Annotated in this window: 12 protein-coding genes; 1 reads left to right on the forward strand and 11 read right to left on the reverse strand. The window is 72.0% G+C overall.

Going from position 1 to position 21931, the window contains the following annotated elements; genetic code table 11:
* Positions 1 to 43: 43 nt before the first annotated feature.
* The 9 genes from ACFWJ8_RS13520 to ACFWJ8_RS13560 all read right to left on the reverse strand — a co-directional run bounded on the left by ACFWJ8_RS13520 (position 44) and on the right by ACFWJ8_RS13560 (position 16504).
* Complete coding sequence (locus tag ACFWJ8_RS13520) at positions 44 to 1657, reverse strand: DUF5684 domain-containing protein (protein WP_378812200.1); 1614 nt, start codon at positions 1655 to 1657, stop codon at positions 44 to 46.
* Positions 1654 to 4257, reverse strand: a complete 2604-nt coding sequence (locus ACFWJ8_RS13525; protein ID WP_378812202.1) for a transglutaminaseTgpA domain-containing protein — start codon at positions 4255 to 4257, stop codon at positions 1654 to 1656. Before ACFWJ8_RS13525 ends, ACFWJ8_RS13520 begins: the two co-directional genes overlap by 4 nt.
* Positions 4254 to 5642: a DUF58 domain-containing protein gene (locus tag ACFWJ8_RS13530; protein WP_378812205.1), complete on the reverse strand. Its 1389-nt coding sequence runs from the start codon at positions 5640 to 5642 to the stop codon at positions 4254 to 4256. The genes ACFWJ8_RS13525 and ACFWJ8_RS13530 overlap by 4 nt, the downstream gene beginning before the upstream one ends.
* Positions 5639 to 6604, reverse strand: a complete 966-nt coding sequence (locus ACFWJ8_RS13535; RefSeq protein ID WP_378812207.1) for an AAA family ATPase — start codon at positions 6602 to 6604, stop codon at positions 5639 to 5641. Before ACFWJ8_RS13535 ends, ACFWJ8_RS13530 begins: the two co-directional genes overlap by 4 nt.
* A 64-nt stretch (positions 6605 to 6668) precedes the next feature.
* Complete coding sequence (locus ACFWJ8_RS13540) at positions 6669 to 12842, reverse strand: Ig-like domain-containing protein (protein ID WP_378812209.1); 6174 nt, start codon at positions 12840 to 12842, stop codon at positions 6669 to 6671.
* A gap of 17 nt (positions 12843 to 12859) precedes the next feature.
* Positions 12860 to 14011 (reverse strand): serine/threonine-protein kinase, encoded by a 1152-nt coding sequence (locus ACFWJ8_RS13545; RefSeq protein ID WP_378812212.1) that lies wholly within the window; start codon positions 14009 to 14011, stop codon positions 12860 to 12862.
* Positions 14012 to 14161: 150 nt separating this feature from the next.
* On the reverse strand, positions 14162 to 14821 hold the full coding sequence (locus ACFWJ8_RS13550) for a spermidine/putrescine ABC transporter substrate-binding protein (RefSeq protein WP_378812214.1): 660 nt from the start codon (positions 14819 to 14821) through the stop codon (positions 14162 to 14164).
* Positions 14822 to 14882: 61 nt separating this feature from the next.
* A complete protein-coding gene (locus ACFWJ8_RS13555) occupies positions 14883 to 15341 on the reverse strand; it encodes a hypothetical protein (RefSeq protein WP_378812217.1) in 459 nt (152 codons plus the stop codon).
* A 161-nt stretch (positions 15342 to 15502) separates the two neighbouring features.
* Positions 15503 to 16504, reverse strand: coding sequence for an ABC transporter (locus ACFWJ8_RS13560; RefSeq protein ID WP_378812219.1), 1002 nt, complete (start codon positions 16502 to 16504; stop codon positions 15503 to 15505).
* A gap of 120 nt (positions 16505 to 16624) precedes the next feature.
* On the opposite strand from ACFWJ8_RS13560, the gene ACFWJ8_RS13565 reads away from it, so the two are divergent.
* Entirely contained in the window at positions 16625 to 17212 is a 588-nt protein-coding gene (locus ACFWJ8_RS13565; RefSeq protein ID WP_378812221.1) for a hypothetical protein, read from the forward strand.
* Positions 17213 to 17236: 24 nt separating this feature from the next.
* Here ACFWJ8_RS13565 and ACFWJ8_RS13570 read toward each other — a convergent pair whose 3' ends face one another.
* Both ACFWJ8_RS13570 and rpoC read right to left on the reverse strand, forming a co-directional pair.
* Positions 17237 to 17851, reverse strand: coding sequence for a hypothetical protein (locus ACFWJ8_RS13570; protein ID WP_378812223.1), 615 nt, complete (start codon positions 17849 to 17851; stop codon positions 17237 to 17239).
* 177 nt (positions 17852 to 18028) lie between these two features.
* Positions 18029 to 21901, reverse strand: a complete 3873-nt coding sequence (rpoC, locus tag ACFWJ8_RS13575) for a DNA-directed RNA polymerase subunit beta' (RefSeq protein ID WP_378812226.1) — start codon at positions 21899 to 21901, stop codon at positions 18029 to 18031.
* Positions 21902 to 21931 lie beyond the last annotated feature (30 nt).

Genomic DNA, 21931 nt, shown 5'->3' on the forward strand with positions numbered 1-21931 from the left:
GCTCCGTTCGACGCGCCAGCGGCGAGTGGAGGCTCGGGGACGCTCACCCGTCGCTCCGCTGCAGCCGGACCTCGGCGTCGCCGAGCAGGAAGCGGTCACCCGCCTCGACCTCGACGCCCGGCGTCGCCTCCACCTCGGTGCCCAGGACGGTCGCGAACAGCACGCCGTTGGTGGAATCGAGGTCGACGACGTACCAGCGGTCCTCGCGCAGCTGCAGCCGCGCATGGGTCTTCGAGACCGTGCCGTCCTGGATGGGGACGAGCTGCGCGGTCGGGAAGGCGGCATCGGCCGACGGACGGCGGCCGAGGATCACGACGTCCGAGGTGAGCGCCACCGGGTCGCCTGTCGGAGGCAGCAGCGTCCACTCGGTGCGCTTGCGGCGTGCGATGACGGTCTCGTCGAACACCTCCGGGTCCTCGTCCGGGATCTCGGGGCGGCTGTGCTGCGCCGACACCGACGACCGCGCCGAGAACGGGATGCCGGCACCTGCCACACCCGCCACGGCCGAGACGGGCCCCGACGCCTCGGGGAACGCGTCCGCCTCGGCCATCGGCGAGTGCGCGGGCGCCCACGGCTCGCGGTCCTCGCCCGTGATCGCGGGGAGCGGCACGTCGGTCACCGGCGGGCGCGTGATGCCCTCGCCGGGGGTGATCGGCGACGACGGCTTCGGCGCGTACACCTCGGGCACGTCATAGGCGGCGGGGACCGCGGGGATCGACTCGGGGCCGGCGGCCGGCACGGCCGAGATCGGCGCGGGCGCGCCGGGGAACGCGCCGGTGACCTCGGCGCTGCGGTCGGTGGTGTCGAGGCCGAACCCCTGCCACGGGTCGGTGTCGCCGGCCGGAGCCGGGGATGCCGCCCGTACCGGCTCGCCGTCCAGCGCCGCCTCAGCGGCCGCGGCCGACACGGGGCGTCCCGGCAGCGGCGGCGGCGTCCATCCGCCGGGGGGCGGGACGACCACGGGCGCCGCAGCGGCGGCAGGAGTCTCGGCCGGGACGGCGGAGGCGGGTGCGGCCTCGGCAGGTGCGGCAGCGACCGGAGCCGGCGGGGTCTCCGGAGCGACCGGCACGGCAGCGGCCGGCGCCGGCGCCGCGGGCGGCGTGTAGGCGGGCGGCGGCGCGAAGCCGCTCAGCGCGGGATCCGCCGCACCCGGTGCGGGGAACGCGGCAGGCGCGCCCGAGCGCGACACGGGGGTGGGGAACGGCGGAAGCGGCGGAAGCCCCGCGGTCTCGTCGGCGGCGCGCCCGGAGGCCCCGCGCGACGACGGCGAAGGGACCAGTTCTCGTCCGACCCAGCGGGCGCTGCCCCAGCCGATCACCGACGCCCAGACGGGGAAGACGAGCACGCCCAGCACGGTCATGCCGACGCCGAAGCCGAACGCGACGCTCACGCGGTACACCGCGAACACGAACACCACGACGAGTGCGATGGCGCCCAGCACCGGGAAGAAGATGAGCAGCAGCCACCAGCCCGACAGCCCCGCGAGCTGCAGCAGCACGACGGCGTTGAGGATCGGCACCCAGGCCTTCCACGACTCGACACCCGACTTGCGGAACACCGCGGACAGCGCGAGCGCGATCCAGACGTAGACGGCCGCGGAGAGCAGCAGACTGATCAGCGACCCGACGAGGGCGGCGGTGGGATCGGTGGCGTTCATGGCGTGGGACGCACGGGCTCGGCCCGTCGTCTCCCCCTTTCGGCAAGTCGGGCCTGATCAGCGGATCGGGCGCGGGAGCCCGCTTCGGGCGTCAGCGGGCGGAGCAACGATCTCAACGATACGGTCGCGCGGGCCGCGCGCCAGAACCCTGTTTCGCGACGGAGCCCGCGTCGCTCCGCATCGACGGCACGCCAGTAGCGTTCCGCGTCGCCGTCCGACATCGTCGCGGGCGAGAACACGGCGCGGTCCGCCTCGCGGGCGAGGTCCGCACCGGCGGGCGTCGCGAACGACGCGGCGAGCTCGCTGCGGGTGAGGGTGCGGCCCGCCGGGCGGCCGGTGTCGATGGCCGCGTCGACGTACTCGTCCCAGCCACCCGCGACGCGAGTCGCCGGGGTGCCCGTGCGCCGCCGGCGGCGACGACGGGAGGCCTTCGCCCACAGGATCGCGAGGAACGGGCCGAACGCGAGCAGCAGCACCAGGAGCGAGATGCCGCCGACGCGCAGGATCGGCCACAGCCACGCCAGGTCGAGCGCGGTCTGCTGCTCGTCCTGATCGTCCGACGCGGAGTCCTCCTGCGTCGGGTCGGGCGGCACGACCTCCTGGACGGTGTCGGGGCGCACCTCGGTGACGTTCTCGGGGTCGCGCTGCTCCGTCACGTCGAGGCTGGGGCTCTGCCGGTACTGGGGCGTCACGTCGATCGCGGTCCAGCCGCCGTCGGCCGACTGCACCTCGGTCCACGCGGTGAGGTCCTCGGCGCGACACGCGCCGTCGTCGCACGCCGACAGCCCGGGCTCGGCCGTCGCCAGCCGCGCTCCCAGCACGACACGCGACGGGAAGCCCAGCTCGCGGGCCATGAGCGCGACCGCGACGGCGAACTGCTCGTCGTCGCCGATCGCGGCGACGTAGTTGCCCGAGGCCGCGGCACGCGGATCGCTCTCGCGCTCCAGCAGCCGAGAGAACATCGTGTCGATGCGCGCGAGCGAATGGCCGGACGCGCTCGGCTGGAACGAGTAGTCGCCGAGCGTCTGCGTCCACACCGGCGCGCTCTCGCCCTCGTCGAGCCCATGACTCAGGTAGCCGCGTTCGCGCAGCAGCTTCACGAGGCCGGCGAGCTCGGCGCCGCCCGAGCCGGTGGCGTGCTGATCCATCCACGCCCGCAGGCTGTCGGGGGCCGCGACGCCGCCCGGGCTGCCGGGGGCGTCGAGACCCTCCAGCTCGGCCGCGGCCGGCGCGACCGCATGCACGACATACTCGTCGCCCGCGGCGAGACCGCCGCCGGCGGTCTGCACGCCGGCCGCCGCCGCCGCGTTGTAGTAGAAGCGGTCGGCGAGCGACGCGGACCGGTCGCCCTCGAAGTCCACGGACTGCAGCCGCCCCGCGGTCGGCATCCAGATCTCGTCCCACGCGCCGATCTTCACCGTCAGGGCCACCTCATCGCCCTGGCCCGCGTCGAGGGTCGACGGCACGCGGACGAAGCGCCCGGCGTCGACGGCGCCCTCGCCGCCCGAGCGGAACACCTCGCCGTCGTAGGCGTCGAGCGTCGCGATGCGCACGCGCTCGGGCAGGTCTCCCGACGTCGCCGAGACGGTGAACAGCACGTCGCCCGCGCGGTCGTCGGCGAACAGGGACCGGTACTGCGCGAGCGGGCTGACCTCGGCCGACAGATCGATGTCGGGACCGACCGCCGAGCGCAGCACGTCACGGTCGGCGCCCCGCGCGGCGTACGGGACGACGGCGATCGCGATGACGAGCGCCCCGACCATCATGCCCGTGCCGAGCACCGTGCGACGACGGTCGGCCGCGGTCGGCTTGCGCGAGATGCGGACGCCGCTGGATGCCGCGGCCCGCTGCAGCGCGCGGATGCGCTGGTCGTGCGTGCGCCACGCGAGCCACAGCAGGCATGCGAGGAGCCCGGCGACCCCGACGGCGGTCTCTACCGGCGCGTACAGCGTGACCGGCCCGACCTGCCACGGCGCGCTCACGGACGTGCGCCCGAAGAACAGGCCGAACGAGACCATGCCGAGAGCCACCGGCACCGCGAGGTAGGCGGCGCGGTCGTCGCGCCAGGCCAGCAGCAGGACGAGGCACGTGCCGAGGAGGAACACCACGAGCGCCGGCACCAGGAGGTTGCGATACGAGCCGACCGGAAGCTCGACGGTGACGAGGTCCTTCCAGGCGAACACGAGGCCGTTGGCGAGCTCGCCGAGTCCGCGCGCAAGCTCGGGCAGGCCGCCCAGCCGCGACGGCACCGCGAGGGGCACGCCGACCAGCATCACCGTGACCGCGAGCACGCCCGCCACGATCGCGGCGTTCCAGCGGCGCCACCGCGCGGCGGTCGCGATGACGCCGCCGAGGATGGAGCCGACGCCCACCAGCAGCAGGAAGCTCCCCGAGTGATAGATCGGCCACGCCGCCACGGCTGCCACGACGACGATGACCAGTGCGAACACGGCGCCGGCGGCGATGCGCGGCACGAAGCGACGAGGGGTGGAGCGGCCGTCCGACGGCGCGGCAGGCGGTGCGGCATCCGCTCGCCCGCCCACGACGGGCACCTTTCCGGTGCCCGGGGCGCCCGCGCCCGGGACCATGCCGGCGCTCACGAGGTCGCTCCCCGCAGAAGCAGGCCCGCCAGGTCGTCGAGCGTGCCGACGGTGAGCACCGTCATGCCCGACACCGGCTGCATGCGCGGGTGTGCGCGCTCGTCGCAGATGAGGCCCACGACCTCGGTGTCCGCCGGGAACGCGAGCGCCGCCTGCTGCAGCCGCGTGAGCGGAACGCGCGAGCCCACCACGACGAACGCGATCGACAGCCGCTCCCCCGACTCGGCGGTCAGGCGGCAGACGTCGCCCACCGGCATCGTGCTCGGAAGCAGGTCGACGCCGCTGAAGCCGTCGAGCATCGGGCGCGGCGCCGCCGACGGGATGTGGCGGATCGCGCGCAGCCGGCCGCGCACCACCCGCGGGATCTCGGAGCCTACGACGATCTGCACGTCACGCGCGTCGTGCACCGCACGCAGGCCGAGCGAGGCGGCGCACGAGACGGCCAGCTCGAACTCGTCCGCGTCGGCGTACTCCGCCTCGGACACCCCCAGCACGACGGCCATGCGCGACCGCCGGGACTCCTCGTACTGCCGCACCATCAGTCGTCCGGTCTTGGCGGTCGACTTCCAGTGGATCTGCCGGCGCGAGTCGCCCGGGGCGTACTCGCGGATCGCGTGGAAGGACATGTCGGCGTCGACGAGCCGCCGCGTCGGGCTGCCCTCGAGGTCGCGGATGAGCCCCGCGCTCGTCGACGGCAGCGACACGGTCCGCGGGTGGACGAACACCTCGTGCACGTCCTCGAACGCGTGCTCGCGCCGCAGCAGACCGATGGGATCGCTGCGCACCGTCGTCGCCGGCCCCACCGTCACGATCCCGCGGCGCATGCCGGGGATGTCCAGCGGCTGCGAGATGTGATGCCCGGGACGCAGCAGCGGCACGCCGAACTCGACGAGGCCCGCGCCGACCGGGATGTCGATGCGGCCCGGCAGCGACAGCCGGTGCCCGTCGTTGCGCACCACGATCTCGCCCGCGACGTCGTCGCCCGCCACGACCCGCTCGTGCGTGAGCGTCAGGTCGACGTCGTACGAGCGTGCACCGAACAGGAACGGGACCGCCGCGACGAGGAGAAGAAGGGATGCCGCCCCCGCGACCATCCACTCGACCCAGCCGAACAGCATCCCGAGCACGAGCCCGATGCTCGCCGCGAACGCGACGAGCGCGCCCGCGGGGCGGATGGTCTCGGCGGCCCAGTCAGCCGCGGTCCGGACGCCCGAGCCGGTGGCACGCCACACGCCCGTCCACCATACGGCGGCGCGCACGAACGCGCGCGATCGCCGGGACCGGCCCGTGGTGCCGAACGCCGTGCTCGTCGCCGTGACGTGCGTGCGCCCGGCCGTGCCGGTGGAGTGGACGGTGCGGGTGAGCCGCGACTCTTCGAGCGTCATACGGTCTCGCGTCGTGAGGGCGGGGCGACGTCGAGCAGCACCTGGCCGACCACGGTCTCCTGCGTGACGCCGTCGAACTCGGCCTCGGGGTGCAGGATCAGCCGGTGCGACAGCACGGGCACGGCGAGCGCCTTGACGTCGTCGGGGGTGGCGTAGGTGCGCGCCTGCGACGCCGCGCGCGTGCGGACGGCCCGGGTGAGCGCCAGCGCGCCGCGGATGCTGACGCCGAGGCGCACCTCGTCGGCGGTGCGCGTGCTGTCGACGAGGCGTGCGATGTAGTCGAGCACGAGGGCGTCCACGTAGACCTGGGCGCCGAGATCGGCCATGCCCACGAGGGCCTGCGGCGTGATGATGGGCGTGAGCTCGTCGGTCGCCACGGCCGCGCCGTCGAGGATGCGGACGGTCGCCGCGTGGTCCGGGTAGCCGAGCGACGTGCGCATCATGAAGCGGTCGAGCTGCGCCTCGGGCAGGCGGTAGGTGCCGGCCTGCTCGACGGGGTTCTGCGTCGCCAGCACGAGGAACGGCACGCCGACCGGACGCGAGACGCCGTCGATCGTGACGCGCCCCTCCTCCATGACCTCCAGCAGCGCCGACTGCGTCTTCGGGCTCGCGCGGTTGATCTCGTCGGCCAGCACGATGTTGGCGAAGATCGGGCCCGCGTGGAACTCGAACACGCCCTCCTTCTGGTCGTACACGCTCAGGCCCGTGATGTCGGACGGCAGCAGGTCGGGCGTGAACTGGATGCGCGTGTTGGTGCCCTGCACCGACTGACCCATGGCGCGGGCGAGCGACGTCTTGCCCGTGCCCGGCACGTCCTCCAGCAGCACGTGCCCGTCGCTCAGCATGGCGGTGAGCACCAGCTCCACGACGTGGCGCTTGCCGAGCACCGCGCGCTCGACGTTGTCGGCGATCTGGCCGAACGTCTGCGCGAACCAGTCGGCCTGCTCCTGCGTGATGGTCATGTCGTTCCTTGGGGTCGGGGAGGGAGAGTGGATGCCGGCGGACGGGGGTTCCCGGCGGCAGGGCTCAGGGGGTGGTCGCCGGCGGCGGCGCCGGAGCGCGGCCGGCCTGCCAGGCGGCGGCATCCCAGTAGGCCTCGCTGCCGTCGCCGAGCACGACGTACTGGCCCTCGGCCCAGGCGGCGCTCTGGCTGAGGCTGCCCATCGAGCGCAGCTCGCTGAGGTTGCCGGGGATGCGGTCGTAGTCGGAGATGAAGCGGCCCGGTGATCCGGCCTCGACCCCGGTGGGAAGGGGCTCGACGGAGCTGCACCCGGACGACGGCACCGTGGCGCCCGCCGATGACAGCCCCCACCCCTGCGCGCTCCAGTCGACGGTCACCACGACGCCTTCGACACGGGCCGCGCCCAAGGGCACCGCGGTCCGGTCGGCGGTGTCGGTGATGTCCTTGCCGCGCTTGTTGAAGTAGCGGGCCGCCGAGTAGTCGAACGTGATCGTCGCTCCGCCGCCCGAGGACTGCCCGGCCGCAGCGATCCGGCCACCGCCGACGCACGAGGTGATCCCCCACGTCGCCTGCACCTGGTACGGCGCACTGCCCGCCTTGGGAGTCACCGTCGCCCAGTCCGTCGCGGTCCCCCACCAGTCGTGGACGTAGCGGACCCGGATGCCGGGGTCCTGGCCGACGACGGACGTGCCGTTGTTCCAGCCCGAGAACTCGACGTGGTTGCGGTTCGGGATCTTCTCGGTGGTGGAGGGCTGCTCGCGGATGATCCAGTCGGCACGGCGGGCGTTCGCGTCGACGTTGGGTGTGGCATCCACCGCGAACGTCCACCCCTTCGGCGTCCTGCCGGACTGCTGGGCCCGAGTGCTCTCAGTGTCTTCGGCGCGACCGTAGGACCGGCCGCCCCAGAACGACTCGACGCACATGCGGTAGGTGTACTCGTCGCCGTCGTTGACCGTGAAGGTCGTCGTGTACGTGCCCGCTGCCTGGTTCTCGGCGACGCAGCGCTGGCCGTCCGGCACGACGCCGTAGCGACGCGTCGAGCCGTCGCCGTTGATCATCGACGACGCGCTGGCGGTGATCGTCGACGTGCCGTCGCCGTTGGACGCCGACGTCAGCGTGAGCAGCGGCGACTGCGGGGTTCCGACGCCGTTCGTCTGCAGGGTGACCGAGCCGCCCGACGTGCTGCCGCCGAGTCCCGGCGGGAGGTCGAACTTCGAGAACGGCGTCACCCTGACGAGGGCCGCGTGGTTCGTGCCGACGCGGTACGAGGGCACCTCGACCGACGGGCGGTTGCCGTTCACCGGCACTCGCACCGTCTCGCCGGTGTCGCTCGTGATCTCGAGGCTGCCGGTGGATCCGGTGTCGATGCCGTCGATCATCAGCGACACGATGCCGCCCTGACCGTCGCCGGTCACGACAGGCTCGGCCGTGACGCTCTGCGGCGCCGGCGGCGCGTCGTACGCCCACGCCACGGTGCGCACGCTCGACTTCGACTCGCCGACCGCGTTGACCGCCCATGCCTCGTACGTGCGCTGCTCGCCGTTGGGCGCGGGGATCGCCGGGCACGCGCCGTCGGCGGTGCAGCGGGCGACCTCCTGCCCGTTCGTGCGGATGACGAAGCCGGTCAGCGCCGGATACGCGAGTCGCGCCTCGCCCGGGTCGACGCGCAGCGTCGCGCTGCCGTTCGCATAGGAGGCCTGCGCGACGCTCGCGGGCGCCTTGGGGTAGCCGAGCAGGTCGAGCAGCACACGCCCGTCGCGCTCGGAGTTGGTGATGCGGCCCTGGGCGTCCCGCACCGAGAACGACGCCGTGCAGGTCGCACCGGGGGCGTCGCCCGTCCAGGTCGCGGTGACCGACGTGACCGACGCCACGGCGAAGCTCACACCCGCGCACGCGCCGGTGGGCCGTACGTCGACGAGCTCGAGCGGCGTGCCCGGCAGCGGATTGACCTCTCCGTTCGCGCCGATCACAGGGATGCCGCACGACGAGCCCGACGCCTGCGTGCACTGCTGCACGACCGACCCGCCCTGCGGGAGCGTCGACGGCGCCGCGCCGACGCGCAGGATGAGACGCGCCGGAGCGACGGCCGGGTGGCTCGTCACCGACACGATGACGACCTCCTCCGACCCCGGCACGGCCCGGTCGGCGCCGGTGACGGTGAGGGTGGAGCCGTTCTGGCTGACCTCGAACGCGCCGCCGGAGTGGTCCGTCGCGTAGACGATGCCGTCCCAGTCGGCCCGCAGCTGCCAGGTCGTCATGGTCTTCAGGTCGTAGGTCGCGGTCTCACCGGGGCCGACGGTGATCGATGCGGGGCGCAGCTCGGGCTGCGGGTCGCGCGGCTTCACCGTGATCGGCACCGACAGGTAGGTCCAGTCGGTCTTGCCGTCGAGGCGCACCGGCACCTGGCACGCGTCCACCCAGGGGGCCCCGGTGCCGGCGTCGTAGCGCACCGTCGTGCCGGACTCGACCGTGCACACCGCCTCGGGGCGGGCGCCGGACGCCTTGACCTCCGCGCCGACCTCCAGCTGCGTGCCCTTGGGACGGGCCACGAGGTCCGCCATGTCGAACGACGTCGACTCCTGCTCGGTGACCTCGGGCGTCTGCGCGCCGGCCCGCATTGTCAGGGCGAGGTCGTCGTCGCCGGGCACGCGCAGGAAGCCGTACGACGTGACCTCGTCGCCCGACGAGTTCGTGCCGGTCACCGCGAACGGGATCAGACGGGTCTTCTCGGGCAGTTCGCCGCGCAGCTCGGAGCCCTGCACCGACACGTCGTCGGGCTCGCCCCACAGCGACAGCGTCAGGTCCTTCACGTCGCCGCCGGACCACGTGACCTTGCCGTCCAGCACGTCGACCCCGCGCGGGAAGTCGTCGCGCGTCTCCACGGTGAGGTTCGTGTCGGCGACCACCGGGAAGTCGGGCACGCTCTCACGCACGACGCGCACGACGACGAGTCCGCGACCGGTGTTGCCCGACGACGACTCGACGTCGTACAGGAACGACATCGTCGCCGGCTCGTCGCCTGCCGCGATCACCACAGTGGCGTCGTCGACGTCGAGGATCCGGTCGTTCAGGCGCGCGTACTCGGGGTTCTCGCTGCCATCCATCAGCGTGGTGGGCGCGTCGGGGCGGATGTCGGTGACCGCCAGCGTGCCCATGGTCGGGTCGACGTCGTTGGACAGCGGGCTCACGCGGATCGTGTTGCCCTCGCCGGCCTGCACCTGCACGTAGTCGGTGTAGGTGATGGGGCTCGGGTTCGCCTGGCTGTCGAGCACGCCGATGCGCACCGTGCCCTCGGCGCTCTCGCCGAACGAATCGACCACCCGGTACCGGAACGAGATCTGGCCCTTGTCGCCCGGAACGCTCGTGTAGATGATGGATGCCCCGTCCGCCGCGATCGTCGCGGCACCCCGCTGCGGCTGCTCGACGATGCGGTCCAGGGTCACGACGTCGCCGTCGGGGTCCATGCCGAAGCCGTCGAACTCGATCTGGGCCGACTGGCCGCTGAGCACGCGCCCCTCCATCGTGTCGGCGGTCGGCGCCCGGTTGGCGTCGTCGTCGATCACCTGCACGCGCACGGTCGCGGCGTCGGCGAGCGAGGGCGAACCGGTGGTGAAGACCGAGTAGTCGACGCCGTACTCCCCAGGCTCGTCGGGGGCGAGATAGCGCAGCACGTCGCCCGAGGCGAAGGCGAGCGCGTCGGGCGTCGACGACGCCACCGACGCCGGGTTGAGCGTCGGGCGTCCGCCCGCGGGTGAGATGTCGTTGTCGAGGACGGGGATGTCGATCTGGGCTCCGGCGCGCACGACCACGGTGTCGTCGACGGCGATGGGCGCGAGCTCGGGAGCCGGCGGCAGGAGATACACGGTCGCCTGGCCCTCCACGCTCGAGCCGGTGTCCTCGGTTCCGTCGCTCACGAGGTACGTCACGGTGCCCAGCCGGCCGGGGCTGCCGTCCGCCGTCGTGCCCGACACGCGCAGATGGTTCTGCCCCACCGCGTCGACCGACAGGGTGGCGCCGTCGTCGGCGCGGGCGACCACGTCGCTCAGCAGCAGCACGCGTCGCGTCGGGTTCGAGACGGCGTCGAAGACCTCGAGGGTCGCGTCCTCCTGCGGGTGGACGAACGCCACCACCGGCGACGTCGCCAGCTGGGCGGGCGCATCGGCGGGCAGCAGCGTGATCCGCGCCGTGCCGGTCGCCTCGCTCGTGCCGTCGGTCACGGTGAAGTCGATCCGGTAGGTTCCGGGGCTCTTGGACGTGAAGTCGAACGACGTCGAGCCGCCGACGACCGTCGCGGTCGCCGCCGCGTCGTCGAGCACGCGCACCGAGTCGAGCGAGAGCGTGCCCGCCGTGCCTGTGACGTGGTCCGCCACGTCGACGGTGATGCTCGACGCGACCGTGTCGGTGACGGCGAACGATTGGACGGCGAGCTTCGGCTGCGGCGACACCCGCACCACGAGCGACTTGACCGCCGTCTGCCCCTGCGTATCGGCGACGGTGACCGACAGCTCGATCATCTGCTCGCCGGTCTGGCCGTCGTCGCTGTGCTGGTAGACGACGTCGCCGCCCGGTGTGGCCGCGACGCTGCCGACGCCCATCGGGTTCTCGACCGACAGCAGCAGCAGCGGGTCGCCCTCCGGGTCGACCCAGCCGTTCAGAACGGGCACCGTCACGGTGCCGCCGAGCGCGACCTCCGGCTGAGGCCACTCCACGAGACAGCGTTCGACGCCGCACCACTGCGGTGCGGACTCCGCGCCGGCGCCCGCGACAGTGAGCGTCACGGTCGTGGGCTCGGAGTTCAGCCCGCTCTCGGCAGTGCCGTCGGTGACGGCGTACGAGAAGGTCGCCGACCCGCTCGCGTCAGGTGCGACCTGCACGGCGAACCGCTGGCCGTCGTCGGTGACCGACACCGCGCCGAACCCGGGGTCGAGACCCGTGACCGATGACGGGTCGATCGTCAGCACGTCCTCGTTCGGATCGTGGTCGTTGAGCAGCACCGGCAGGGTCGCCAGCGCGCCGGGGCGCACGCCGAAGGCGTCCGGCTCGGCGATGGGCGGCTTCGGGTCGAGGACCACTTGCAGCTGGTCGTCGCTGGGGACGGCGTCGGGGTCGGTGCGGTCGTCCAGCGTCCAGTCCTGGCTCGACGTGATCAGCGCGCCGTCGGGCACCGACCATGCCCAGCCCGATCGCGTCTCGTTGAGGATGACGGCCGACGAGCCGGCGACGAAGGCGGGGCGGCGGGCGTCGCCCATCGTCTCACCGTCGTAGTCGAGCGGGACGGTGCCTCCGTCCGAGCGCCACAGCAGGCCGCCGGTGTCGCCCTGGCCGAGCCACGCCGCGTAGGTCACGCCGTCGTGGGTGATCGGCTGCGCGGGCGTGCCCACGACGGCACCGGTGCCGCCGCCGACCTCGACCTGCATGTCGGACCCGTCGACCGGCACCCGCACGAGTGTGGTGTCATCGGCGAGGTAGATGTCCGAGCCGCGCGCGTCGGGCGCCCCGACCACCACGGTGCTCGTCATCGGCGCCTGCGTGACGGCATCCTGGCCCCGCAGCCAGACGTCGCCGTCCTCGGTGTCGACGACCGCCCACGTGTCGCCGGCGGCGGTGATCGCCGGAGCCGACAGACCTTCGGGGTCGAACGCGTCGCGACCGCGCACATCGGCCTCGCCGATCTCGTAGCGCAGCACCGAGCCGTCGGCGCGGGAGTATGCGAACAGCATGCCGCGGGTGTCGACGGCGATGGCGTCGGCGGTGTACTGCGGCGCGTTCTCGTCATCGGACGGGAACGGGTCGAGCTTCGTGGCGTCGCCGCCCGACAGGCGTCCGGCGTAGACCGCGCCGGAGTCGGTGAGGTAGGCCGCATAGTCCCCCGCGGTGACGACCTCGGTCGTGCCCGCGGGGGTCTTCTGCGAGGACTGCAGCGTCTCCTCGTCCAGGTCGGCGGGCATCGACTCGTCGATGCGGGTGACGGTGCTGTAGCTGTCGCTGAAGAGGTAGGCACCCTCACCGGTCTGCACGACCTGGTCGGGGTTGCTGATGCTGCGGACGGTGTCGAGCTCGCCGACCGACGTGTTGACGCGCGCGTAGCGGCGGCCTTCGCCGGTCTGCAGCGCCCACACGGCGGTGTCGACGTCGGGGGTCTCCTGGGCGTCGAGTCCGGGCCAGACGACGCTCACGCCGATGACCGCGGCCACGACGGCGCCGGCGGCCACGAGCCCGACAAGGGTGCCTCGACGCATGCGCCGGCCCTCCGCCATCAGAGCGCCCCTGTCGCGACCAGCGTGGCGACGACCGCGCCCGCACCGACGACGAGGCCCGCCCCGACGCCGATCAGCCACGGCAGCGCTCGACGGAGCGCGCCGCCGTCGCGGCGACGCGCGGGCGACGAGATCTCGGTGTCCTCGTCGCGGGCGAGGCCCGCGACGCCCGTGCCGGCACGCGACTTGCGGGTGACGTCGCGCTCGACGCGCGAGCGCGCCGGACCCCGCAGACCCGAGTCGGCGAAATCGACGGGCGCGGATGCCGGCGACCACTCCGCGTCCGGGATCTCCAGCGGCGTGGGCGAGAGGCCGAGCTCGGCCTGCACCGACCGCAGCGCCTCTCCGAACGCCCGCGCCGAGTCGTAGCGACGGGCGGGGTCGCGGTTCATCGCCGTGGCGAGCATGGTCTGCAGCGCCACCGGGACGTCGTGCCGCGGGATCTCGACGTAGGTCGCGCGCGCGATGCGCCGACGCAGCAGGTCCTTCGTGTTCTGGCCGCGCTCGCGCCGCTCGAACGGGCTGTGCCCGGCCAGCAGCGAGTAGACGGTGGCGCCGAGGCTCCACACCTCGCTGGCCACGGTGCCGCTGGTCTGCTCGGCGACGACCTCCGGCGCGCTCCACGGGATCGACATCGCGAGGACCTCGCCGCCGCTCTTGCGCTGCAGGGATGCCGAGATGCCGAAGTCGGCGAGGACCGGAGTGCCGAAGGTCGTGATGAGGATGTTGCTCGGCTTGACGTCGCGGTGGATGAGGCCGGCCCGGTGGGCGGACTCCAGTGCGCTCGCCATGCGCACGCCGATCGCCAGCACCTCGTCGACCGGCATCCGCTCGACGCGGTAGCGCTGCGACAGCGATCCCGGGCAGAACTCCATCACGATGTAGGGGCGGCCGTCGGCCGAGATGCTCGCCTGGTAGACGGTGACGATCGAGGGGTGTGCCGACAGGTGCGCCAAGACGTCGGCCTCGGCGTTGAACATGCGGCGCAGTTCGGGATCACGCACGTCGCTGGGCATCACCTTGACGGCGACATTGCGACGCGGCATGTCCTGCTCGTACAGGAAGACGTCGGCGAATCCGCCGGAGCCGAGCGGGCGGATGTAGGCGAGGCCCGGGACGATCGGGGGCGCCGAGGGAAGCCGTGTGGCCAACGTACCTCCCCATGCCGATCCGCCCGTATCGCATCACGCACCCATGCGCGGCAACAAACCTGGCTAGCCTAACAAAATCGATTCTGGTGACGCGCCACCGGTACCCGGGTATCCCGGTCGCGGATCACGCCCGCGACCGCATTGCTGGATTCAGTCCAATTCGTCGGACTCATGGGGGTCGAACGGGGCGTCGAGAGACTTCGTCAGGTCGGCGAGCATCGCCTCGATCTGGGGCTCGACATACTCGGCGACGGCCGCCTGGATCCGCAGGCGGTGGTGCAGCAGGATGGTGCACACCTCGCGACCGACCATGTTGGCGTAGTCGTCGGCGAGCCCCACCTCCTGTCGCAGCGCAGCCTTGGCCTCGTCGGTCAGCGGCGGAAGCGCCGGCACATCCGCGTCCGCCTCCTCCGCCAGCCCCGCGATCGTGAAGAGGAACGGCGCTCCGGGCACCGGATCCGGGTCGAGAGGGAGGCCCTCGAACTCGGGATCCAGCCCCTCGCCCGGTCGATAGCTGCGGGCACGGTTGCGCGTCGCCTGCTGGTCGAGCTCGGCCTGGAGCATGGGCAGGTTGAACGCGGTGTACTCGGCGACCGCCCGGTCGACGATCGTCTTCACACGCGTCGAGAGTCCGTGCTGCACACCGTGCGGCACATCCGCGCCGAGGCCTGCCGCCGACAGCACCGGCGAGCCGAAGCAGCGGCGGCACGGGGCCGTGCGTCCACGGTGCGTGGCGGGCTCCCAGCGGGGCAGCCACGCGAGCCAGGCGTCCACCGCCTGGCTGACCTGGGTCTCGAGCGACCGCTCCACGGGGTCAACGGTAGTACGCGGCATCCGGACTCGCCCGCAATCAGGCGGTTTCCCGTGCCGGTCAGGCGTCCCGGGGGTCCTCCCACGGCCACCGCGGCCGATGCGCCCGGGTCCGCACCAGGGCGATGCCCGCCCACGCGCTCACGAAGGCGGCGCCGGCCACGACCGCACCGAACCATGACGTCGCGAGGCGACCCGCGACACCGGCCGCCACGGCGAGCCCCGCGCCGGTGGTGAGCACGCCGAACCACACGCCGCCGATGTAGGCGAGGAAGCAGGCGGCCGTCGTCCACGCGACTCCTCCGAACGACGGCGTCCGCCCCCGGCGTCCGATCGACGCCCACAGTCCGCCCGCGAAGGCCAGCACTGAGAGGATCATGCCGACGATGCCCGGCACCTGTCCGAGGCCGGAAGTCGCGATGACGTCCTCTCCCGTGGCGAGGCTGACCATGCCGAGTCCGAAGATCGTGAGCGCGACGAAGCCGATCGTCGAGAAGGCGAGCGCGACGGCGGGTCGCACAGGCCCTCCTGACGCACCCGGGGCTCCGTCGGCGGCCATACCTCCAGGGTACGTCCGCCCCGGCCGCCGGGCTCCCCTGGCCGAAACAGGTGATTCCCGCCGGAGCCGGTGACATCGTCACCTGCTCCGGCGGGAATCCTGGGTCTCGCGGAATGCAGAGGCTACTGCCGCACGAGCTGCGGGCCGGCCTCCAGAGTGCGCTCGTACTCGCGCTGCGCCTCGATGTTGAGCTCGGTGACGCGCTTCGCACGTGCGGCCGCCCACGCACCGAACCAGATGGTCAGCTCGCGGCCGATCACGAACGCGCCGAAGGCGAGCGGGGTCAGCAGCTGGCTTTCGGCGAGGTCGCCGCCCTCACTGGCGGTCAGCTCCCAGAACGGCGCCTGGAACAGCGCGCCCAGGATGTGCCCGCCGTACGCAGCGGCTCCCACCAGCAGTCCGAAGATGACCCACGCGCCCCAGCGGCCGCGGTTGATGATCGCGCCGAGCAGCCAGAAGGCCAGGAAGAAGACGACCACGGGCACCCACAGCGACCACGTGCCGAGCGCGTCGAGGGCGGTCGTGCCGATGTTGTCGCCCGTCACGTCGCCCTCGATGGCGCGGACGCCGAGCCCGAGCGCGAGGTACAGCACCGCGAACGAGAGCGCCGCCAGCAGGCCGATGGCACCGGCGGCGGCGCGGTTGCCGCGCAGCCGCGGAGCCTCGGGCGCCTGCACGAAGATAGGCTGCGGCGCGGCCGCGGCGACCACGACGGCCGGCTCAGCCACGACGGGCTCGCTCGGGGTGACGACGGGCGCGTCGACGACGGTCGGCGCCTCGTCGGCCGCCGACGAGTACACGGCCGTGTCGGCCGCGGTCGAGGGCGGGACGTCGAGGGATGCCGCCTCCGCCGAGTCCCACGGGTCGGGCTCGGCGGCGGGTGCGGCGGGCTGGGCCGCCGGCTCGGCCGCCGCCGGCTCGGGCTCGGCCGGAACCTCGGCGGGCGCCGACGGAGCCTCCGCGGCGGTGTCGGCCGGAGTCTCGGAATCTGACGTGTCGGCGGTGTCGGCGCCGCGTCCTGCGGCCTCCGCCTCGGCGAGGCCTTCGTTCGCGCGGCCGACGACGTCGTCGACGCCGCCGGGCTCTTCGACGGGCTCGCCGTAGGACGACTTGGGGTCACTCATCGTCAGCACTCCTCACGCCGGGCGTGTACCCGGCAGTGCGACAGTATCCCGTGCCCTCTCGCATGCCGCGGAGGCGTGCCGGGCGCGGCGCGGACGGCCCGCGCCGACTAGCCTGGATCGATGGCACCCCCAGCGCCCCGACTCGCCGTGGCGGCGGCATCCCTCCTCCTCGCTCTCGCGGCGCTCACCGCGTGCGCGCCCGACAACACCCCGGAGGGCGGCCTCACTTTCACGCCGACACCGTCGGCGAGCACCTCGGCCACTCCCACGCCCACCCCGACGCCGACGGCGCAGGCCGAGATCCCCACGGACTGCCGTGCGATCCTCAACGCCGACGTCCTCGCACAGCTCGAGGGCGTTCCGCTGAACGATCCCGCCTTCGGCCCCTCGGGCACCCAGCCCGACGGCAGCCTCATCTGCGTGTGGGGCGACCCGGCAGCCGACGCCACGAGCCTCGTCACGACCATCTCGTACGTGTCACGCGGCCCGGCGCTGGAGCAGCTCAACAAGCTCGCCGACGACGAGGGCTTCACCTGCTACACCCCCGACGCCGGCACCCGCTGCGAGAAGACCTGGCAGGATCCGAACTACCCCGTCACGTCGGGGCGCACGCTGTACTGGCGCGACGGCGTGCTGATCGACACCCGGTACTCGAACCTCGCGCCGACCGGCTACACGACCGCGGTGGTCGCGGCCGTCTTCGGCTGACACGAGCTCACCGGACTCTGTCGGCTACCCGAAAACCTGACGCTCCAGGCGGGCGCCGAAGTCGTCGGGGTGCCATCCCGTCTCGACGCTGACGAGCCACAGCCCGTCGCGCAGGGTGTGCTCCTCGACGACGCCCCCCTGGGTGCGCGTGCAGTCCAGCGCGGCGCCGGACGACCGGCACGTGAACCCGTCAGAGGTCAGCGACGGCTCGGCGATCCCCTGCGCGTCCGCGTCGACCCTCGCCAGCGTCGTCACGATCCCCCCGCCGTCGAAGCGCCATACGCATGTGACCGCGACGTCCGCGGACACCGCGTCGGCGAAGGCGCGGGCATCGGTCGTCGGCGCGGCCAGCGACTGACCCAGCAGCGACCCGGGATGCCACATCAGCTCGTTCCACAGATCCTCGGAGTAGATCGAGCGGCAGTCGACCGCCACGCCGGTCGCCGCATCCTGCGCCGGCGTCGGAACGGCGGTCTGAGTCGGAAGGGGCGCCGTCGCCGTGCGCAGCGTGTCGCCGAGCCACGCGATGGACACCGGCACCATGGGCAGTGCCAGCCACACCAGCGCGCCGACGACCCCCGCGCACAGCATCCCCGCGGGCACGGCGATCCACGAGTTGCGCCCGCCGATCCGTGCCATGGTCCCCCCGACCGTCACCTCCACGGTAAGTCGGCGGACGGGATGCCACGCCACGGCGCGCGGCAGGCGCCGACCGTTCCCGGTGCCGCGGCCGCCGGCATCCCCTCTCCCCCGCGGGAACGGCGAAGGGCCCCGGCGAACCGGGGCCCTTCGTGAGTGCGGTCAGAGACCGTGCGCTCAGTTGTAGTCGGTCGAGAAGCCGTCCGTCGAGAAGCTGTCGAAGTCGACGTAGCTCAGGTCGGCGTCGGTGTACGCGCCGTCCGAGGCGAAGATGCGGTTGGGGTACCGCTCGCTCTTGGCCTCTTCCGTCGCCTCGACCGTGACGTCGCGGTACTTCGCGAGGCCCGTTCCGGCGGGGATGAGCTTTCCGATGATGACGTTCTCCTTGAGGCCCATGAGCGGGTCGCTCTTGCCCTCCATGGCCGCCTGCGTCAGGACGCGGGTGGTCTCCTGGAACGACGCGGCCGACAGCCACGACTCGGTCGCGAGCGACGCCTTCGTGATACCCATCAGCTCGGGACGACCCGACGCCGGGCGCTTGCCCTCGCCGACCGCCTCGCGGTTGATGTTCTGGTACTTCTTGAAGTCGACCAGCTCGCCCGGCAGCAGCGTGGTGTCGCCGTGGTCGACCACGGTGACCTTCCGCAGCATCTGACGGACGATGACCTCGATGTGCTTGTCGTGGATCGGCACACCCTGCGAGCGGTACACGCCCTGTACGCCGTTCACGAGGTACTTCTGCACCTCACGGGCACCCATGACACGCATGACCTCCTTGGGGTCGAGCGTGCCCACCAGGATCGGCTGACCCACCGTGACGCGCTGACCGTCCTCGACCAGGAGCGTCGCGCGCTTCAGGACCGGGTAGACGTGCGGCTCGTCGCCGTTGTCGGGCGTGAGGATGACCTTCTTGGACTTGTCGGTCTCGTCGATCGTGATGCGGCCGTCGGCCTCGGCGATCGGCGACGCGCCCTTGGGGGTGCGGGCCTCGAACAGCTCCTGCACGCGGGGAAGACCCTGCGTGATGTCGTCGGCCGAGGCCGAGCCACCGGTGTGGAAGGTACGCATCGTCAGCTGCGTGCCGGGCTCACCGATCGACTGGGCCGCGATGATGCCGACGGCCTCGCCGATGTCGACGATCTTGCCGGTCGCGAGCGAACGGCCGTAGCACTTCGCGCAGACGCCGACCGCCGAGTCACAGGTGAGCACGGAGCGCACCTTGATCGACTCGACACCGGCCGCCACCAGCTTGTCGATGAGCACGTCGCCGACGTCCTCACCGGCCGAGGCGACGACCTCGCCGGTCGGGGCCACGGCGTCGGCCGCGAGCGTGCGGGCGAACACCGAGTTCTCGACGTTCGCGTCGCGCACCAGCTCGCCGTCGCTGTTCGGCGCCGCGATGACGAACTCGAGGCCCTTGGTGGTGCCGCAGTCCTCTTCCCGGATGATGACGTCCTGCGAGACGTCGACGAGACGACGCGTCAGGTAGCCCGAGTCGGCGGTACGGAGGGCCGTGTCGGCCAGACCCTTACGGGCACCGTGCGTCGCGATGAAGTACTCCGCCACCGACAGACCCTCGCGGTACGAGGAGATGATCGGACGGGGGATGATCTCACCCTTCGGGTTGTTCACCAGGCCTCGCATACCCGCGATGTTGCGGATCTGCAGCCAGTTACCACGGGCGCCCGACGAGACCATGCGGTTGATGGTGTTGTCGGCCGGGAAGTGGTCGCGCATCGCCTTCTGGACCTCGTCGGTCGCCTCGGTCCAGATCTTGATGAGCTCCTGACGACGCTCGGCGTCGGTGGTGAGACCCTTCTCGAACTGCGCCTGGACCTTCGCGGCCTGCTTCTCGTAGCCCGCGACGATCTCGCCCTTGTTCGGCGGCGTGAGGATGTCGCTGAGCGCGACCGTCACACCCGAACGCGTGGCCCAGTAGAAGCCGGCGTCCTTGATGCGGTCGAGCGAAGCCGCGACCTCCACCTTCGGGTACTCCTCGGCGAGCTTGTTGACGATCTGCGACAGCTTGCCCTTGTCTGCCTGCTCGCGCACGAACGGGTAGCCCTTGGGGAGCGTGTCGTTGAAGATCGCCTGGCCCAGCGACGCGTCCACGAGGCCGTGGCGCTCGTAGCCCTCGGGAGCTTCGCCCTCGAGGAAGGCGAGACCGGGGATGCGGATGCGGACCTTGGCCTGCAGGTCGAGGGTGCCCTCGTCCTTCGCCAGGATCGCCTCGCCGACCGAGCCGAACACACGACCCTCACCGGCAGCGCCCTCCTTGACCGTGGTCAGGTGGTGCAGGCCGATGATCATGTCCTGCGAGGGCAGGGTCACCGGGCGGCCGTCCGACGGCTTCAGGATGTTGTTCGACGCCAGCATCAGGATGCGGGCCTCGGCCTGGGCCTCGACCGACAGCGGCAGGTGCACGGCCATCTGGTCACCGTCGAAGTCGGCGTTGAACGCCGCGCAGACGAGCGGGTGCAGCTGGATGGCCTTGCCCTCGACGAGCTGCGGCTCGAAGGCCTGGATGCCGAGACGGTGCAGCGTGGGCGCACGGTTCAGCAGCACGGGACGCTCGCGGATGATCTCCTCGAGCACGTCCCAGACCTCGGGACGCGTGCGCTCGACGGCGCGCTTGGCGGCCTTGATGTTCTGCGAGTGACCGAGGTCGATCAGGCGCTTGATCACGAACGGCTTGAACAGCTCGAGCGCCATCTGCTTGGGCAGACCGCACTGGTGCAGCTTCAGCTGGGGACCGACGATGATGACCGAACGGCCCGAGTAGTCCACGCGCTTGCCGAGCAGGTTCTGGCGGAAGCGACCCTGCTTGCCCTTGAGCATGTCGCTCAGGGACTTGAGGGCGCGGTTGCCGGTACCGGTGACGGGGCGACCGCGGCGGCCGTTGTCGAACAGCGCGTCGACGGCCTCCTGCAGCATGCGCTTCTCGTTGTTGACGATGATCTCGGGGGCACCGAGGTCGATCAGGCGACGGAGGCGGTTGTTGCGGTTGATCACGCGGCGGTACAGGTCGTTCAGGTCGGAGGTCGCGAAGCGGCCACCGTCCAGCTGCACCATCGGGCGAAGCTCCGGCGGGATCACCGGGACGACGTCCAGCACCATCGAGGCCGGGCTCATGCCGGTCGCGAGGAACGAGTTGACGACCTTCAGGCGCTTGATCGCACGGATCTTGCGCTGGCCCTTGCCCTCCGAGATCTGCAGGTGGAGGCTGTCGGCCTCGGCCTGCAGGTCGAAGCTCTCCAGGCGGCGCTTGATCGACTCGGCACCCATGTGGGCCTCGAAGTACTGACCGAAGCGGTCCTGCAGCTCGTGGAAGATCTCGTCCTCGCCCTTGAGCTGGCCGACCTCGAGGTTGCGGAAGTCCTCCCACACCTTCTCGAGGCGCGTGACCTGGTCGTCCGCGTTCTTGCGGATCGAGGCCATCTCCTTCTCGGCGGCGTCCTTGACCTTCTTCTTCTGGTCGGCCTTGGCACCCTCCTCCTCGAGCGCGGCGAGCTCCTCCTCCAGCTTCTGGAGGCGGGCTGCGACACGCGCGTCGCGGCGGTCCGCGAGCGTCTTGAGCTCGAGGCGGATGTTGTTCTCCTGCGTCGAGAGGTCGCGGTGACGCGCCTCCTCGTCGACCGAGATCACCATGTACGCCGCGAAGTAGATGACCTTCTCGAGGTCCTTCGGCGCCATGTCGAGCAGGTAGCCGAGGCGCGACGGGACGCCCTTGAAGTACCAGATGTGCGTGACGGGCGCGGCGAGCTCGATGTGGCCCATGCGCTCACGGCGGACCGAGGACTTGGTGACCTCGACGCCGCAGCGCTCGCAGACGATGCCCTTGAAGCGGACGCGCTTGTACTTGCCGCACGCGCACTCCCAGTCGCGCGAGGGTCCGAAGATCTGCTCGCCGAACAGACCGTCCTTCTCGGGCTTCAGGGTGCGGTAGTTGATGGTCTCGGGCTTCTTGACCTCGCCGTAGGACCAACGACGGATGTCGTCAGCGGTGGCCAGGCCGATGCGAAGCTGATCGAAAGTGGTTGATTCGAGCACTGGTTCTCCTGTGTCGGAAATTCGTTCGTT

The organism is Microbacterium sp. NPDC058389, from assembly GCF_042722305.1.
Taxonomy (GTDB): Bacteria; Actinomycetota; Actinomycetes; order Actinomycetales; family Microbacteriaceae; genus Microbacterium.